Origin of the sequence: Synechocystis sp. FACHB-908, assembly GCF_014698595.1 — a bacterium.
Taxonomy (GTDB): Bacteria; Cyanobacteriota; Cyanobacteriia; order Cyanobacteriales; family Microcystaceae; genus Synechocystis.
The window spans coordinates 21,008-38,049 of the sequence record NZ_JACJTH010000011.1 but is presented as its reverse complement, the minus strand read 5'-3'; the positions used below and the strand labels follow the sequence as shown (position 1 = coordinate 38,049).

At 48.5% G+C, this 17,042-nt stretch carries 14 protein-coding genes; 11 read left to right on the top strand and 3 right to left on the bottom strand.

All coding sequences use genetic code 11. The features are described from left to right. Positions 1 to 84 precede the first annotated feature (84 nt). Positions 85 to 441 carry a hypothetical protein gene (locus H6G46_RS03265; protein WP_010873780.1) on the bottom strand — a complete coding sequence of 119 codons (357 nt, stop codon included), beginning with the start codon at positions 439 to 441 and terminating at the stop codon, positions 85 to 87. Between the two features lie 80 nt (positions 442 to 521). Between H6G46_RS03265 and rnhA the strand changes: the two genes are divergently transcribed. The 4 genes from rnhA to H6G46_RS03245 all read left to right on the top strand — a co-directional run bounded on the left by rnhA (position 522) and on the right by H6G46_RS03245 (position 5,287). Continuing rightward, positions 522 to 1,004, top strand: coding sequence for a ribonuclease HI (rnhA, locus tag H6G46_RS03260; protein ID WP_010873781.1), 483 nt, complete (start codon positions 522 to 524; stop codon positions 1,002 to 1,004). 182 nt (positions 1,005 to 1,186) lie between these two features. Then, on the top strand, positions 1,187 to 1,975 hold the full coding sequence (locus H6G46_RS03255) for a response regulator transcription factor (RefSeq protein ID WP_010873782.1): 789 nt from the start codon (positions 1,187 to 1,189) through the stop codon (positions 1,973 to 1,975). A 371-nt stretch (positions 1,976 to 2,346) separates the two neighbouring features. After that, positions 2,347 to 3,678, top strand: a complete 1,332-nt coding sequence (gene rimO / locus H6G46_RS03250) for a 30S ribosomal protein S12 methylthiotransferase RimO (RefSeq protein WP_010873783.1) — start codon at positions 2,347 to 2,349, stop codon at positions 3,676 to 3,678. Between the two features lie 130 nt (positions 3,679 to 3,808). Further along, positions 3,809 to 5,287, top strand: coding sequence for a DEAD/DEAH box helicase (locus H6G46_RS03245; RefSeq protein ID WP_010873784.1), 1,479 nt, complete (start codon positions 3,809 to 3,811; stop codon positions 5,285 to 5,287). Between the two features lie 142 nt (positions 5,288 to 5,429). Here the strand turns inward: H6G46_RS03245 and argC are convergent, their stop codons facing one another. Then, a complete protein-coding gene (argC, locus tag H6G46_RS03240; protein ID WP_010873785.1) occupies positions 5,430 to 6,485 on the bottom strand; it encodes an N-acetyl-gamma-glutamyl-phosphate reductase in 1,056 nt (351 codons plus the stop codon). 245 nt (positions 6,486 to 6,730) lie between these two features. Here argC and hisH point away from each other — a divergent pair, with 245 nt between their 5' ends. Further along, positions 6,731 to 7,363, top strand: a complete 633-nt coding sequence (gene hisH, locus H6G46_RS03235) for an imidazole glycerol phosphate synthase subunit HisH (protein ID WP_010873786.1) — start codon at positions 6,731 to 6,733, stop codon at positions 7,361 to 7,363. A gap of 2 nt (positions 7,364 to 7,365) precedes the next feature. Here the strand turns inward: hisH and thrS are convergent, their stop codons facing one another. Next, positions 7,366 to 9,177, bottom strand: coding sequence for a threonine--tRNA ligase (gene thrS, locus H6G46_RS03230; protein ID WP_010873787.1), 1,812 nt, complete (start codon positions 9,175 to 9,177; stop codon positions 7,366 to 7,368). A gap of 171 nt (positions 9,178 to 9,348) precedes the next feature. Here thrS and H6G46_RS03225 point away from each other — a divergent pair, with 171 nt between their 5' ends. The 6 genes from H6G46_RS03225 (at position 9,349) to H6G46_RS03200 (ending at position 17,027) form a co-directional block, all read left to right on the top strand. Further along, a complete protein-coding gene (locus H6G46_RS03225) occupies positions 9,349 to 10,944 on the top strand; it encodes an Hsp70 family protein (protein ID WP_010873788.1) in 1,596 nt (531 codons plus the stop codon). A 166-nt stretch (positions 10,945 to 11,110) separates the two neighbouring features. Beyond that, positions 11,111 to 12,739, top strand: a complete 1,629-nt coding sequence (locus H6G46_RS03220) for an FAD-dependent oxidoreductase (protein ID WP_010873789.1) — start codon at positions 11,111 to 11,113, stop codon at positions 12,737 to 12,739. Positions 12,740 to 12,890: 151 nt separating this feature from the next. Then, positions 12,891 to 13,775: a methyltransferase domain-containing protein gene (locus H6G46_RS03215; protein ID WP_014407146.1), complete on the top strand. Its 885-nt coding sequence runs from the start codon at positions 12,891 to 12,893 to the stop codon at positions 13,773 to 13,775. A 23-nt stretch (positions 13,776 to 13,798) separates the two neighbouring features. Beyond that, entirely contained in the window at positions 13,799 to 14,818 is a 1,020-nt protein-coding gene (gene hppD, locus H6G46_RS03210) for a 4-hydroxyphenylpyruvate dioxygenase (RefSeq protein ID WP_010873791.1), read from the top strand. Between the two features lie 56 nt (positions 14,819 to 14,874). Then, complete coding sequence (locus H6G46_RS03205; RefSeq protein WP_010873792.1) at positions 14,875 to 16,245, top strand: aldehyde dehydrogenase family protein; 1,371 nt, start codon at positions 14,875 to 14,877, stop codon at positions 16,243 to 16,245. A gap of 8 nt (positions 16,246 to 16,253) precedes the next feature. Then, positions 16,254 to 17,027 carry a TIGR04283 family arsenosugar biosynthesis glycosyltransferase gene (locus tag H6G46_RS03200; RefSeq protein ID WP_010873793.1) on the top strand — a complete coding sequence of 258 codons (774 nt, stop codon included), beginning with the start codon at positions 16,254 to 16,256 and terminating at the stop codon, positions 17,025 to 17,027. Positions 17,028 to 17,042: the final 15 nt, after the last annotated feature.

The window sequence follows — 17,042 nt, the reverse complement described above, 5'->3', positions numbered from 1 at the left end:
TTGTTCGGCTCATAGAACACAGAACAGCCAAGACTAGATAAACCCGGTGAAGCAGAAATCCCAAGCCCTTGAACGAGGGAACTCTCAATTCTTAGTGGATGGCAAAGGCTGGAAAAAAATTCTGCCCATCCACAGCAAACACACCAGGAAATAACCGGTGGTGATCAGACCATTTAGGTACATTAGTCTAAATGCGGCCAATTCCCCCGCGCCCTGGCCAGTCCCCCAGAGTAATAGGTACAGGCAGAGCCAACCTAGGGTTAATTGCAATGACCGACGACTTAAACGGCGACGTTGACGGTGATGCTGATTGTCGCCCCAGTTAGGTTGGTCTGGTTGGCGTAACTGCCAGAGGGACGGTAATATGCCCACTACGGGAAGCAGGTATAAACAAAGTTGTAGGCGCATTAGTTTCGTGTCGGCAAAACGCTCTTCGTTCACTCTGATTTTCCATCCTGCTTATGATCCCAGCTTGACCAGCGCTGATTTTCCCATTAACCCTAACCTTGCTGAATTTGTCCATGGCCTCTACCCCCAATTCCGTAACTCTCTACACCGATGGTGCCTGCTCCATGAATCCTGGCCCTGGTGGCTATGGCGCAGTGATTCTCTACGGTGATGGTCGTCGGGAGGAATTGTCCGCCGGTTATAAAATGACCACCAATAATCGCATGGAAATTATGGGGGCGATCGCCGCCTTGAGTCATTTACAAGAACCGTCCCAAGTGTTGCTCTATACCGATTCCCGCTATATGGTCGATGCCATGAGCAAGGGTTGGGCCAAGAAATGGAAAGCCAACGGATGGCAAAGGAATGCCAAGGAAAAGGCCAAAAACCCCGACCTGTGGGAAACGATGTTAACGCTGTGCGAAAAACATCAAGTTACATTCCAGTGGGTCAAAGCCCACGCTGGCAATAAGGAAAATGAGCGGTGCGATCGCCTAGCGGTGGCCGCCTATCAAAATAATCCCAACTTAGTAGATGAAGGCTTCGGCAAATTCTAGGGGGCAAAACTTAACCAATTTCCATTTCCTATCTAGGCTTTGCCAATTCAACGATTTTCCCTCAATAGCAAACGGGGGAATTTTTTTCGTGCCCAATTTCCAGCCCTAGCGGAGATTAGCTTTTTTCACCATGTCATTATTTTGCCAAAAAGTTTGCTGTTAACATCAATGTTCTGTGTTATATGTTGGTTAAATACCATCTAGTAGGTTTCCCAATGGCAACGCTAGAAGCCCCCCCCCATAGTCTGCAACACCAGGAAATTCCCCCCAGCCATCGTATTTTGGTCGTTGAAGACGAGGTTTCCATTCGTGAAACCATTGTCCTATCACTGCAGGAAGAAGGTTATGAAGTTTATGCGGTGGACGATGGACGTGATGCCTTAGCTCTGTTGCAAGAATTTAGCGAAGACCCCGGTCAGGCCGCCGTAGACCTGATCATTCTGGACATCATGCTTCCCCAGGTAAACGGCTTAGATGTATGTCGTAGTTTGCGCTTTGGTGGCGATAATACCCCGATTTTAATTGTCAGTGCCAAAGGCAGTGAAATGGAAAAAGTAACTGGCTTGGAAGTGGGGGCCGATGACTACATCACTAAGCCCTTTAGCCTGAAGGAATTGGTGGCCCGTTGCCGCGCCATGATCCGTCGCCAGGGCTTGGCTGGTAATAACATTGCCCCATTCCGCAAATTTAGGGATTTGGTGCTTTATCCCCAGGAGTGTCGGGTGTTAATGCGGGGAGAAGAAGTGAGTTTGGCCCCGAAGGAATTTCGCCTATTGGAATTGTTCATGAGCTATCCCCGTCGAGTCTGGTCTAGGGAACAGTTAATTGAACATATTTGGGGCATTGATTTTATGGGAGACAGCAAAACGGTGGATGTCCATATCCGCTGGCTACGGGAAAAGCTGGAACAGGACCCCAGTCAGCCGGAATATTTAGTCACAGTGCGGGGCTTTGGCTATCGTTTTGGTTAGAAAATTATTATTTATTTAAACTTTTTTGCTCAGAACCTCCTCCATTTCCTCAATGGGACTAATGGGGGAATTTTTCGCCATATTTCTATCTATTGCTGGATTAAGGCGACTTTTCTGTGGGCATTTTCAACGTCAGAGTAGGAGAATATTGGGAGTAATGTCAGGAAATGTATAACATTACACCAAACGACCTCAGGTTTTCTGGTGTAAATCTGTTACAATGTCTTTACAAATAAAAAGGGTCTGACCACCGTTCCCCATCCGCAGGCTGTATTTACAGAATTTGCTGATCATTGCCTGGTTTAGTCCCTACCCTACATCCCTTGGACTCGAACTCAGTCAATAGTCAGTTAATCCCTAGTAATTAATTTATGGGCCAAACGCCAACGATCGCCATCAACCATTTGGGTTGCGAAAAAAACCGCATTGATTCTGAACATATGTTAGGCCTGCTGGTGGAAGCGGGTTACCAAGTCGATGCCAATGAAGAATTAGCAGATTACGTCATTGTTAATACCTGTAGTTTTATCCAGGATGCTCGCCAGGAGTCGGTGAGAACCTTAGTAGAACTAGCGGAAGCAAAGAAGAAAATCGTTATTTCCGGTTGCCTGGCCCAGCATTTCCAGGAGCAACTTTTAGAAGAAATTCCCGAAGCGGTGGCCGTGGTGGGCACCGGGGATTACCAAAATATTGTTGATATTATTCGACGCACGGAACAGGGTCAGCGAGTTAAAGCCATTTCCCCCAATCCCAGTTTCATAGCCGACGAAAATTTGCCACGTTATCGCACCACCAACGAGGCGATCGCCTATCTGCGGGTGGCGGAAGGCTGTGATTATCGCTGTGCTTTTTGCATCATCCCTCAACTACGGGGCAAACAACGGTCTCGCCCGATTGAATCTATTGTGGCGGAAGCCGAACAACTGGCTAGCCAAGGGGTAAAGGAATTAATTCTCATCTCCCAAATCACCACCAATTATGGATTGGATCTGTATGGGGAGCCGAAACTGGCAGAACTATTACAGGCCCTGGGTAAAGTCGATATTCCTTGGATTCGTATTCACTACGCCTATCCCACCGGATTGACCCCCAAAGTAATTGAGGCAATTCGGGATACTCCCAACGTCCTCCCCTATTTGGATTTACCCCTGCAACATTCCCATCCCGACATTCTCAGAGCCATGAATCGCCCCTGGCAGGGCCAAGTCAACGACGACATCATCACTAGACTAAAAACTGCCCTTCCCGACGCTGTGCTACGTACCACCTTCATTGTTGGTTTTCCTGGGGAAACCGAGGAACATTTTGGGCATTTGCTAGACTTTGTCCAACGCCATCAATTTGACCATGTGGGAGTGTTTACTTTTTCCCCAGAGGAAGGCACCGCCGCCTTTGATCTGCCCAATGCTGTGCCCGAAGAAGTAATGGGCGATCGCCGGGATCGGTTAATGGCTCTGCAACAGCCCATTTCCGCCCAGAAAAATGCCGCTTGTTTGGGGCAGACCCTGGATGTGCTGATCGAGCAGGAAAATCCCAGCACTGGGGAATTCATCGGCCGATCAACCCGCTTTGCTCCAGAGGTGGACGGATTAGTCTATGTCAAGGGCAATGCCAATTTGAATGAAATCGTCCCGGTCGTGATCACTGCCACCGACGATTATGACCTGTACGGTATGACCGCCGAGGAGGCTAAGGTTTTTTAGCTATTGAACTAAGGGGATGGACTGGCTGTGTTATTGACGGTTGGTTCCCAGCCATTCCCGCAAACTTTTTAATCCTTAATTATTTGCCCACTAAACCGTCTTTTGTTATCCGAAATTATTTAACTTTTCCATGACTAATACTTTGACTAGTACCTTCGCTGACCTTGGTCTTTCTGAAAAACGTTGTCAACTCTTGGCCGACATTGGCTTTGAGGCTCCCACCCAAATTCAAACTGAAGCCATTCCCCTGCTTTTGAGCGGCCGGGACATGCTGGCCCAATCCCAAACCGGCACGGGGAAAACCGCCGCCTTTGCCCTACCTTTGATGGACCGCATTGACCCAGAGGGGGACTTGCAAGCCTTAATTTTGACCCCCACCCGGGAATTGGCCCAGCAGGTGGCGGAAGCAATGAAGGACTTTTCCCACGAGCGCCGTCTATTTATTTTGAATGTGTACGGTGGTCAATCCATCGAGCGGCAAATTCGCAGCCTAGAACGGGGTGTGCAAATTGTGGTGGGCACCCCTGGACGGGTGATTGACCTAATTGACCGCAAAAAACTTAAATTAGAAACCATCCAATGGGTGGTGCTGGATGAAGCGGACGAAATGCTGAGCATGGGCTTCATTGACGATGTGAAAACCATTCTGCGTAAAACTCCCCCCACCAGGCAGACCGCTTGTTTTTCTGCCACCATGCCCCGGGAAATCAAAGAATTGGTCAACCAATTTTTAAATGATCCCGCCCTGGTGACCGTTAAACAGACCCAATCCACCCCCACCCGCATTGAGCAGCAGCTTTATCACGTGCCCCGCGGTTGGTCTAAGGCTAAAGCGCTACAACCGATTCTGGAAATGGAAGATCCCGAATCCGCCATTATTTTTGTTCGTACTAAACAAACCGCCGCAGACCTCACCAGTCGTTTGCAAGAAGCGGGCCATAGCGTGGATGAGTACCACGGCAACCTGAGCCAATCCCAACGGGAGCGTTTGGTGCACCGTTTCCGGGATGGCAAAATTAAGCTGGTGGTGGCCACGGACATCGCCGCCCGGGGTTTAGATGTGAATAACCTCAGCCATGTGGTCAACTTTGATTTACCCGATAACGCTGAAACCTACATTCACCGCATTGGCCGCACCGGTCGGGCTGGTAAGACTGGTAAGGCGATCGCCTTGGTGGAACCCATTGACCGTCGTTTACTGCGATCCATCGAAAACCGTCTGAAACAACAAATTGAAGTTTGTACCATTCCTAACCGTTCGCAGGTGGAAGCCAAGCGGATTGAAAAACTGCAGGAACAACTCAAGGAAGCCCTGACCGGTGAGCGGATGGCCTCCTTCCTTCCTTTAGTGCGGGAATTGAGCGATGAGTACGATGCCCAGGCGATCGCCGCTGCTGCTTTACAGATGATCTATGACCAGAGCTGTCCCCATTGGATGAAATCCGATTGGGAAGTGCCGGAAGTTGATTTCAACAAGCCCGTTCTCCGTCGTGGCCGCAATGCTGGCGGTGGCCAGAACAAAAGTGGGGGTGGTTACCAAGGTAAACCGGGCAAACCCCGTCGCTCCAGCGGTGGCCGTCGTCCTGCCTATAGTGATCGCCAACAGTAAACATTGATTCAGATAGCCTGTTTGAAAAAATAAAGCCGGGTTAATGACTCGGAAAAAAATAACTCCTCCAGAACTAAGACCCTGGGGGAGTTTTACTTTGATGGCAATTGGCTCAGATTGGGATGTTTTTCCAACCGAATAACTAGGGATAAAAAGCCAGTTGGGGCAAGCCTAAGGATTCTTCCCAACCCATCATGAGGTTTAAGCATTGCACTGCCTGCCCTGCCTGGCCTTTGACCAGATTATCAATGGCGGAAAGGACAATTACCCGCCCAGTGCGGGGGTCCACTTCGATGCCAATGTAGCAAAGATTCGTCCCCCAAGCCCATTTCGTTTGGGGGTAAACCCCGTGGGGCAGAATTTTCACAAAGGGGGAAGCCCGGTAAAAAGCACTGTAAATGGTGATCAGATCATCCCGCACCAAACCCGGATCCCGCAGGGTGGCATAAACGGTGGCTAGGATACCGCGCACCATGGGGATCAAGTGAGGCGTGAACTGTACCCTTAGCTCCGTACCGGCCAAATCACTGGCAATCTGTTCAATTTCAGGGGTATGGCGGTGTTTAGCTACTCCGTAGGCCCCCAAAGATCCTTCTGCTTCTGCTAGGAGCATGTTAACTTTTGCCTCTCTACCTCCCCCGGAAGTACCGGACTTAGCGTCAATAATGGCAGTTTCGGGCACAATGAAACCCTGTTTCAGCAACGGGGAAAGGGCTAGTAAACTGGCGGTGGGATAACAGCCGGGGCAACCAATTAGTTGGGCATCCCTAATAGCATCCCGGTACAATTCCGGCAGGCCGTAAACAGCTTGGTTATTGGTGGCTTGGTCCTGACGATCCTTTTTGTACCATTCCGTGTAGGTGTTAAGATTGCGGAAACGATAGTCCGCCGACAGATCTAAAACTTTACAACCTTTGGCCAATAATGCCGGGGCCATGTCACAGGCTAAACCATTGGGCAGACCAAGGAACACCGCATCACAACGGCTGGCGATCGCCTCTAGGTCAATGGGTTCGATGGTGAGGTTTACCCGGTGGGTTAAATGGGGATAAAGATCACTGTAGGGCTTGCCTGCACTGCTGTGCCCCGCTAGGTAGGTCAATTCCACCTGGGGATGTTCCAACAATAAACGTACTAGCTGAATGCCGCCATAGCCCGACGCGCCAATGATACCGACTCTAGCTTTTTCATTCCCCATGGTTCTCAAATCTCAAATAATGCCAACAGATTAGTGAAATTGGTGTGTTGGCTGAATTCTAATATCAAAATTGCCCAATGGCGAACTTGATCCCCGGTTTAGCAAAGATTTTTTCCGGGATCCTTCTGCCCAGAGATATTGCTAGTCCGTCCTGGGGAGCGGTCAACTTTGCGTACAATGGCTAGACGGGGGTTAGGTCCGATCATCAATGGTCTAACTCTGTCCTACTTTGCGTCTTTTTTCCCATGGGTTACATCGCCGTCGTTGATTATGATATGGGCAATCTCCACTCCGTCTGTAAGGGTTTGGAGAAAGTGGGAGGCAATCCCCTGGTAACGGACCAGGCCCACGTTATCGACGGTGCTACGGCTATTGTCCTGCCGGGGGTAGGTTCCTTTGATCCAGCGGTGCAGCATTTGCGGGCCAGGGGTTTGGAAGAGGTGCTCAAAACGGCGATCGCCAAGGGAATTCCTTTTTTGGGCATTTGTTTAGGTTCCCAACTGCTATTTGACAGTTCTGAAGAAGGCCAGGAAACGGGGCTGGGCATTATTCCCGGACAAGTGAAACATTTCCGTTCCGAGCCGGGACTGACCATTCCCCACATGGGCTGGAATGGATTGCAGTTTAACCAACCGGATTTATGTCTCTGGCAAGATTTACCCCCGGAACCCCAAGTTTACTTCGTCCACTCCTACTACATGGCTCCCCTTGATCCCCAGGTAATTGCCGCTAGTACCACCCACGGCAGTCAAACCATCGCAGCGGCGATCGCCAAGGATAATGTGATGGCGGTGCAATTCCACCCGGAAAAATCCTCCACCCTGGGGCTAAAAATTTTGGCTAACTTTGTCAAAAAAGTTGCTTTGAGCGATATTTAACCCTACCAAGTATCGTGATTGGTGACCGTTGCTTGCAATTTTTCCAACACTTCCGTTACAGGAATTTCCCCCAATTCCCCCGAAGCCCTGGTGCGGATATTGAGGGCATTAGCTTCCACTTCCTTCGCTCCAATTACCGCCATAACCGGGATTTTTTGCTTCTCCGCATTGCGGATCATTTTTCCTAGGCGATCGCCACTGGTATCCACTTCGGCCCGTAAACCCAAAGATTGCATTTGTTGGACAATGGATTGGGCAAAGGGTAAAAACTCATCACTCACCGCCAGTAAGCGAACTTGAATGGGAGCTAACCAGAGGGGAAAATCCCCCGCATACTCTTCAATTAAAATGCCGATTAACCTTTCCAAGGAACCGAAGGGGGCCCGGTGAATCATTACAGGGCGTTGGCGGGAACCATCGGCGGCAATGTACTCCAAATCAAACCTTTCTGGTAAGTTGTAATCCACCTGCACGGTGCCCAGTTGCCATTCCCGTTCCAGGGCGTCTTGGAAAATGAAATCTAGTTTGGGGCCGTAGAAAGCCGCTTCCCCTGGGGCTTCAAAATAATCCATCTCTAATTCCTGCACCGCCCGACGGATAGCTCCCTGGGCCTTTTCCCAAGCTTCATCGGAGCCAATGTATTTGTCGGATTCTGGATCCCGGAAAGAGAGGCGGGCTTTAAAGTTTTTCAGTTGCAAACTTTTAAACACGGTCAGAATCAGATCCACTACGCTCAAAAATTCCTCGTCTAACTGATCTGGAGTAACGAATAAATGGGAATCGTCCACCGTAAAGCCCCGCACCCTGGTTAATCCCCCCAGTTCCCCCGATTGCTCGTAGCGATAAACAGTACCAAATTCCGCTAACCGTAGGGGCAAATCCCGATAGGAGCGCAGTTCACTCTTGTAAATTTGAATGTGGAAAGGGCAGTTCATCGGTTTAAGCACAAAGCCCATTTCCTGCGCCGCTTCCTCGGGAGATTCCGCCATCATGGGGAACATATCTTCCTGGTATTTCTGCCAATGCCCCGATTGTTTAAATAGATCTACCCGGGCGATGTGGGGGGTAACCACGGGCAAATAACCCCTTTTAATTTGTTCTTGCTTGAGAAAATCCTCCAAAATGGTGCGGATAATGGTCCCCTTGGGAGTCCAGAGGGGTAAACCGGGGCCCACTGGGTCAGCAAAAATAAATAGCCCCAATTCTTTGCCTAATTTACGGTGATCTCTTTTGAGAGCTTCTTCCTTGCGCCGTTGGTATTCCGCCAATTGTTCCGGGGTTTCCCAAGCAGTACCGTAAATCCGTTGGAGCTGAGCTTTGTTGGCATCCCCCCGCCAGTAGGCCCCGGCCACACTTTCTAAGGCGATCGCCTTGGGATTAATGTCCGCCGTGGATTCCAAATGGGGCCCAGCACAAAGATCCCACCATTGATCCCCCAGATGGTAAACGGTGATGGGTTCGTGGATGCTGTCGAGGATTTCTAATTTGTAGGGTTCTTGGATGGATTCAATTCTTTGTTTAGCCTCTTCCCGACTAATTTCTTCTCGAATTACTGGCAATTTTTTATTGATGATTTTCACCATCTCTTTTTTGATGGCCTTTAAATCTGCCTCTGTAAACGGTTCTGCCACATCAAAATCGTAGTAAAACCCCGTTTCCGTCCAGGGACCAATGGTCACTTGGGCTTTGGGAAAAAGTTTCTGCACCGCCATGGCCATGACGTGGGAAGTGGTGTGGCGGATTTTTTTTAGTTGCTCCGACTCACTGGTACGGGGAAGGGCAATGGTATCGGGGGAAACTACGGTTTTGGCCATGGATTGTGTTTACAAAAAGTTTTCAGACGAAGGAATTCAGCCCTTTCCCATGATACTTGATCCGCTCCCGCCCCCCACTGGGTTGAAGGTTAGACCCATGCTGCTGGTCGAAATCTGGCCCATGGGAACAGGTTATAATCCAAGGCGTTTTCCTTCATCTCTGGTTTTGTCGTGCCCTACGCCATTGATTTTGGTACTACCAATACCGTCATTGCTCGCTGGAATGAAGCAACCCGTCAGGGAAATTTAATTGACCTCCCCTCCCTGAGCCATCCCCTGGGGGATAGTGGCCCTTTGGTTCCCAGTTTGCTATATGTGGAAAATGCCGCCCTCGGCCAAGTGGCGATCGCCAGGGAAGTGCTGGATCGGGGCAGGGATATTTCTACGGATACCAGGTTTTTTAAGAACTTTAAGCGGGGCATTGGGGTGGCAGTGCAGGGATTTTTGCCCCAATTGGATGGCCATACCTTGTCCTTAGAGACATTGGGGCAGTGGTATTTAGATAAATTGATCCGAATATTGACAGAGCAGGAGGGTCAAGGGCCGGATTGTTTGGCTTTAACGGTGCCGGTGGATAGCTTTGAATCCTATCGCCATTGGCTGAGTCACACCTGTCGCAGTTGGGGAGTGGAAGAAGTACGCCTGGTGGATGAACCGACCGCCGCCGCATTGGGTTACGGAGTGGGGGATGCCAGTCAAATCTTGGTGTTGGATTTTGGTGGGGGAACGGTGGATTTTTCCTGGGTGCAATTGGGGGACAGAGGACAAAAGGGTCGTTCGGGATTTTTGCTCAAATGGGGCGGTATTCTTGGGGGTTCTAAAGCGGAGGAAAAATCAGCCCTGGCCAAGGTATTGGCGAAAGCGGGGGCCAATTTGGGCGGGAGTGACATCGATTATTGGATTAGTGAATATTTCACCGAGGCTCAGGGTTTACAGGTTTCCCCCTGGATTAGACGATTAGCGGAAAGATTGAAAATTGCCCTAGGGGAAGCGGAAGAAGCCACAGAGGTTTACTTCGACGATCAAGCCCTGGAATCCTATGAATTTCAACTACGGCGATCGGACTTAACAGAAATTTTGCAACAACGGCAATTTTTTGAACGATTAACAGCCCTGTGGGAACAGGTTCAGCAAACGGCCCAACGGCGAGGTTTGACTCCCGCTAACCTGGATGCAGTGTTGGTGGTGGGGGGCACCAGTCAATTGCCCATGGTGCAGGATTGGATTAACGCCCAATTTCCCGCCGGTAAAATTCGCAATCAACAACCCTTTGGGGCGATCGCCTTGGGAGCGTTGCAAATTTACCAAGGCCGTGAGGTGCAGGATTATCTCTACCATAGCTACGGAGTTAGGTATTGGAATCGGCGTAAAAATAGCCATAATTGGCACCCAATTATTAAAAATGGGCAAACCTACCCCATGGCCGAACCCATTGAATTAACCCTAGGCGCTTCCTTGGATAATCAGCCCAGCATTGAATTAATTGTGGGGGAACTAGGTTCCAGCATTGGGGCTACGGAAGTTTACTTTGACGGTAATCAGTTAATTACCAGGGTTTTAGAAAATCAAGCATTCACGGTCCAACCCCTCAATGACCGCAATGGGGCCCGACAAATTGCCCAACTTTCTCCCCCTGGGGTGCCCGGTGGCGATCGCATCAAGGTCAAATTTTGGGTAGATGACCAGCGCTACCTGCGTCTGACGGTGGAGGATTTGTTGCAGCAAAAGCTGTTACTGGAAAATCAAGTGGTAGCCCAGTTGCGTTAGTTTTTCTACCAAAAAGAATATTTACCGGGAAGTATTAATTAACTTCCATCGCCGGGGATTAGTGGAGCACGATCCTCATCAATACCTTGCCCAGGGAAAAATTCATTCCAGGCGATCGCCACGGTCAGGATAAAATGTTCTACCCGAAGTCGAGGCCAATTTTTTTATGATCACCACCGATGTTGTCATTATTGGGGCGGGGCACAATGGCTTAGTCTGTGCAGCCTATTTGCTCCAACGGGGCTTGGGGGTGACGTTACTAGAAAAGCGGGAAGTACCAGGGGGGGCGGCCACCACAGAAGCTCTCATGCCGGAGCTATCCCCCCAGTTTCGCTTTAACCGCTGTGCCATTGACCACGAATTTATCTTTCTGGGGCCGGTGTTGCAGGAGCTAAATTTAGCCCAGTATGGTTTGGAATATTTATTTTGTGACCCCAGTGTTTTTTGTCCGGGGCTGGATGGCCAAGCTTTTATGAGCTACCGTTCCCTAGAAAAAACCTGTGCCCACATTGCCACCTATAGCCCCCGAGATGCGGAAAAATATCGGCAATTTGTCAATTATTGGACGGATTTGCTCAACGCTGTCCAGCCTGCTTTTAATGCTCCGCCCCAGGCTTTACTAGATTTAGCCCTGAACTATGGTTGGGAAAACTTAAAATCCGTGCTGGCGATCGCCGGGTCGAAAACCAAGGCGTTGGATTTTATCCGCACTATGATCGGCTCCCCGGAAGATGTGCTCAATGAATGGTTCGACAGCGAACGGGTTAAAGCTCCTTTAGCTAGACTATGTTCGGAAATTGGCGCTCCCCCATCCCAAAAGGGTAGTAGCTCCGGCATGATGATGGTGGCCATGCGGCATTTGGAGGGAATTGCCAGACCAAAAGGAGGCACTGGAGCCCTCACAGAAGCCTTGGTGAAGTTAGTGCAAGCCCAAGGGGGAAAAATCCTCACTGACCAAACCGTCAAACGGGTATTGGTGGAAAACAACCAGGCGATCGGGGTGGAGGTAGCTAACGGAGAACAGTACCGGGCCAAAAAAGGCGTGATTTCTAACATCGATGCCCGCCGTTTATTTTTGCAATTGGTGGAACCGGGGGCCCTAGCCAAGGTGAATCAAAACCTAGGGGAACGACTGGAACGGCGCACTGTGAACAATAACGAAGCCATTTTAAAAATCGATTGTGCCCTCTCCGGTTTACCCCACTTCACTGCCATGGCCGGGCCGGAGGATCTAACGGGAACTATTTTGATTGCCGACTCGGTACGCCATGTCGAGGAAGCCCACGCCCTCATTGCCTTGGGGCAAATTCCCGATGCTAATCCGTCTTTATATTTGGATATTCCCACTGTATTGGACCCCACCATGGCCCCCCCTGGGCAGCACACCCTCTGGATCGAATTTTTTGCCCCCTACCGCATCGCCGGGTTGGAAGGGACAGGGTTAATGGGCACAGGTTGGACCGATGAGTTAAAGGAAAAAGTGGCGGATCGGGTGATTGATAAATTAACGGACTATGCCCCTAACCTAAAATCTCTGATCATTGGTCGCCGAGTGGAAAGTCCCGCCGAACTGGCCCAACGGCTGGGAAGTTACAACGGCAATGTCTATCATCTGGATATGAGTTTGGACCAAATGATGTTCCTCCGGCCTCTACCGGAAATTGCCAACTACCAAACCCCCATCAAAAATCTTTACTTAACAGGGGCGGGTACCCATCCCGGTGGCTCCATATCAGGTATGCCCGGTAGAAATTGCGCTCGGGTCTTTTTAAAACAACAACGTCGTTTTTGGTAAAGCAGAAAGCCTAAATCAACATACTAAAAAATGCCTATGGTTCATCATCGGGGTGTATGGCAAGTGAAGCTCAAAATGATAAATGGTTTACCATGTTAGGCCTAAGCACGCCCTGTTCTTAGCATTCTATTGTTATTTCTCTTTGCTTACCATGGCCAGCGCCACCATTGCCAGTGCAGACCTCTACGAAAAAATTAAAAATTTCTACGACGACTCCAGCGGTCTCTGGGAAGACGTTTGGGGTGAGCATATGCACCACGGCTACTACGGTCCCCACGGCACCTATCGGATCGATCGCCGCCAGGCTCAAATTGATCTGATCAAAGAACTATTGGCCTGGGCAGTGCCCCAAAATAGCGCCAAACCACGAAAAATTCTCGATTTAGGCTGTGGCATTGGCGGCAGTAGTTTGTACTTGGCCCAGCAACACCAAGCAGAAGTGATGGGGGCTAGTCTTTCCCCAGTGCAGGTGGAACGGGCGGGGGAAAGGGCCAGGGCCCTGGGGTTGGGCTCAACCTGCCAGTTTCAGGTGGCCAATGCCTTGGATTTGCCCTTTGCTTCCGATTCCTTTGACTGGGTTTGGTCGTTGGAAAGTGGGGAGCACATGCCCAACAAAGCTCAGTTTTTACAAGAAGCTTGGCGGGTACTTAAACCAGGTGGCCGTCTGATTTTAGCGACCTGGTGTCATCGTCCCATTGATCCCGGCAATGGCCCCCTGACTGCCGATGAACGTCGCCATCTCCAAGCCATCTATGACGTTTACTGTTTGCCCTATGTGGTTTCCCTGCCGGACTACGAGGCGATCGCCAGGGAATGTGGGTTTGGGGAAATTAAGACTGCCGATTGGTCAGTGGCGGTGGCACCTTTTTGGGACCGGGTGATTGAGTCTGCGTTCGATCCCCGGGTGTTGTGGGCCTTGGGGCAAGCGGGGCCAAAAATTATCAATGCCGCCCTGTGTTTACGATTAATGAAATGGGGCTATGAACGGGGATTAGTGCGTTTTGGCTTATTAACGGGGATAAAGCCTTTAGTTTGAAGTCCACAATCTCCTAGGTAATTATGGAATTCGACTATCTTCATTTATACGTTGACGATTATCAGTCAGCTCATCGTTGTTATCAACGTCAATGGGGTTTCACTTGCGTAAATAAAATTATTACTGACCAAGGAATTACTGGCATCTACCAACAGGGGCAAATACTTCTGCTAATTTCGGCATCGGAATCTAGTTTGAGTAGATATGCCGACTATCTCCAGAAACATCCCCCCGGCGTAGGTGAAGTCGCTTGGCAGGTGGCCAATTGGCAAAAAATTCAGCATCAATTATCAGAATTACAGATAGAAACCACACCAGTTATTCATCCTCTGACTAAAGCAGAAGGATTAACTTTTTTGCTCTGGGGAGATGTGCACCATAGCATTTATCCTGTTCGTTCTGAGCTAAATCAGAATAAAACATTGCATGGTGTTGGTTTAACGACCATCGACCATGTGGTGCTAAACATTGCCGCCGATCAATTTACCCAGGCTTCCCAATGGTATCAACAGGTGTTTGGCTGGTCGGTGCAGCAGAGTTTTACTGTCAATACGCCCCATTCTGGTCTGTATAGCGAAGCCCTGGCCAGTGCCAATGGGAAAGTCCAATTTAACCTCAATTGTCCCACCAATAACAGTTCCCAAATTCAAACTTTTTTAGCCAATAACCATGGGGCTGGTATTCAACATGTCGCTTTTTCCACTACGAGTATTACGCGAACTGTGGCTCATCTGCGGGAAAGGGGCGTAAATTTTTTAAAAATCCCCACTGGCTATTATCAACAGCAAAGAAACAGTAGCTATTTTAATTATGCAAGTTTGGATTGGGATACCTTACAGTGCCTAGAAATTTTGCTGGATGATCAAGATAATACGGGGGAGCGATTACTGCTACAAATTTTTAGTCAGCCTTGCTATGGAGTAGGCACTCTATTTTGGGAAATTATTGAACGCCGCCACCGGGCAAAAGGATTTGGTCAAGGAAACTTTCAAGCTCTCTATGAAGCGGTGGAGACTTTAGAAAAACAGTTAGAAGTGCCATAATAACTTGGGTTAGGTTATCAATAACTTGTGTGCGTTACTAAAGCATAATTAACATTATGAATACTGCTAAAACTGTTGTTGCTGAGCAAAGGGACTTTTTTCGTCAGGGCAAAACTAAATCAGTCCAAGATAGATTAACAGCTCTAGCAAAATTAAAAACGCAAATTCAAGCCCAGGAAGAGGAAATTATTAAGGCCCTTAAGCAAGATTTTGGTAAGCCCACCTTTGAAAGCTATGTAAACGAAATTTTGGGGGTAATTAGGGAAATTAATTATTATCAAAAACATCTTCAGCAATGGTCTAAGCCCCAACGGGTAGGTACGAATCTGATGGTTTTTCCTGCCAGTGCCCAGTTAAGACCAGAACCCCTTGGTGTAGTGCTAATTATTAGCCCCTGGAATTATCCTTTTTATCTTTGTTTAATGCCCTTGATCGGGGCGATCGCCGCTGGAAATTGTGTGGTGGTAAAGCCGTCGGAATATACTCCAGCTATTAGTGGGGTAATTACCAGATTAATCCAAAATGTATTTTCCCCGGCTTGGGCAACAGTGGTGGAGGGAGATGAAACCATTAGCCAACAATTGTTACAGGAAAAATTTGACCATATTTTCTTTACCGGCAGCCCTAGGGTGGGTCGGTTAATTATGGCAGCTGCGGCAGAGCAATTAACCCCAGTTACGTTGGAATTGGGGGGTAAATCTCCCTGTGTGGTGGATAGGGAAATCAACCTCCAGGAAACAGCCAAACGCATTATGTGGGGCAAGCTAGTCAATGCTGGCCAAACCTGTGTGGCACCGGATTATTTATTGGTGGAGCAATCCTGCTTAGAACAACTTTTACCAGCTTTACAACAGGCAATTCAGATGCTTTTCGGGGAAAATCCAGCCCATAGCCCTGACTACACTCGCATTGTTAACCAACAACAATGGTCACGGTTAGTTAGTTTATTAAGCCATGGCAAAGTAATTACAAGGGGAGATCATAACGAAGGCGATCGCTACATTGCCCCAACTTTAATCATCGATCCAGATTTAAATTCTCCCTTAATGCAAGAGGAAATATTTGGCCCAATTTTGCCAATTTTAACTTATCAGAGTTTGTCAGAAGCAATAGATTTTATTAACATCAAACCTAAACCATTGGCACTTTATTTTTTTAGCAATAATCGGCAAAAACAGGAGGAAATTTTGCAATCTACCAGTTCCGGTAGTGTTTGTTTGAACGATATTTTGCTTCATTTAACTGTGACAGACTTACCCTTTGGTGGGGTGGGAGAAAGTGGTATGGGACGCTACCATGGCAAGGCTACTTTTGACACATTGAGCAATTATAAAAGCATTTTACGACGACCCTTTTGGGGGGAAACTAATTTACGCTATTCTCCCTATGGCAAAAAAATGAATTTAATCAAAAAGTTGTTCTCCTAGGATTATTCATGGCCGACCGTCCCCAGTTGAGTATTATTATTCCCGTGTTTAATGAAGCAAAAATTTTACAAAAGTCTCCGACTGAAAATACCAGACAATATTTGGGACAATTTACCGAGGATCAACGGATAGAAATTTTAATTATTGATGGGGGCAGTCAGGATAGCACAGTGGAGTTATGCCAGACCTATGCTGATTCTTTACCTTTACACGTTTTTATTAGTCCCCAAACAGGGCGGGCTAACCAAATGAATTATGGTGCTAGTTTATCTAGGAGTGAATGGTTATTATTTTTACATTTAGATAGTATTTTGCCCCATGACTTTTTTACTCAAATTGCTGAGATATTAACCAATTCTAGTTACATAGCCGGAGCTTTTGGTTTAACTATTGATCTCCCCGGTAGACCCTATCGTTGGCTAGAAAAATTAATTCTTTGGCGCTCCATTTACGCCCAAAAACCCTATGGCGATCAAGGTTTATTTATCCAACGGCAAGATTTTCAACAGTTGGGAGGGTTTGCTGATTTGCCCATTATGGAAGATTACCAATTTATGCAAAAACTGGGAAAACAACGGGGCAAGGTGGCGATCGCCGGGGGCAAAGTGATTACATCTGGACGGCGGTGGCAAAAGCTGGGGCTACTGCGGACTACGGCCATTAACCAGCTGGTGGTGGCGGGCTATCATCTGGGGGTTTCTCCCCAAACCTTGGTCCATTGGTATCGGGGGGCAAAACCGAATCGGGGGAACCGGCCAAACTCCGACGGGACTTCTTGTTAGAGTAAGTTAGTTAGG

Coding starts and splice junctions, on each gene's coding strand:
- H6G46_RS03220 (WP_010873789.1), top strand. CDS start 11,111: ATGATCACCACCGATGTTGTCATTATTGGGGCGGGGCACAATGGCTTA.
- rnhA (WP_010873781.1), top strand. CDS start 522: ATGGCCTCTACCCCCAATTCCGTAACTCTCTACACCGATGGTGCCTGC.
- argC (WP_010873785.1), bottom strand. CDS start 6,485: ATGGGGAATGAAAAAGCTAGAGTCGGTATCATTGGCGCGTCGGGCTAT.
- hisH (WP_010873786.1), top strand. CDS start 6,731: ATGGGTTACATCGCCGTCGTTGATTATGATATGGGCAATCTCCACTCC.
- thrS (WP_010873787.1), bottom strand. CDS start 9,177: ATGGCCAAAACCGTAGTTTCCCCCGATACCATTGCCCTTCCCCGTACC.
- H6G46_RS03205 (WP_010873792.1), top strand. CDS start 14,875: ATGAATACTGCTAAAACTGTTGTTGCTGAGCAAAGGGACTTTTTTCGT.
- H6G46_RS03255 (WP_010873782.1), top strand. CDS start 1,187: ATGTTGGTTAAATACCATCTAGTAGGTTTCCCAATGGCAACGCTAGAA.
- H6G46_RS03200 (WP_010873793.1), top strand. CDS start 16,254: ATGGCCGACCGTCCCCAGTTGAGTATTATTATTCCCGTGTTTAATGAA.
- rimO (WP_010873783.1), top strand. CDS start 2,347: ATGGGCCAAACGCCAACGATCGCCATCAACCATTTGGGTTGCGAAAAA.
- H6G46_RS03245 (WP_010873784.1), top strand. CDS start 3,809: ATGACTAATACTTTGACTAGTACCTTCGCTGACCTTGGTCTTTCTGAA.
- hppD (WP_010873791.1), top strand. CDS start 13,799: ATGGAATTCGACTATCTTCATTTATACGTTGACGATTATCAGTCAGCT.
- H6G46_RS03215 (WP_014407146.1), top strand. CDS start 12,891: ATGGCCAGCGCCACCATTGCCAGTGCAGACCTCTACGAAAAAATTAAA.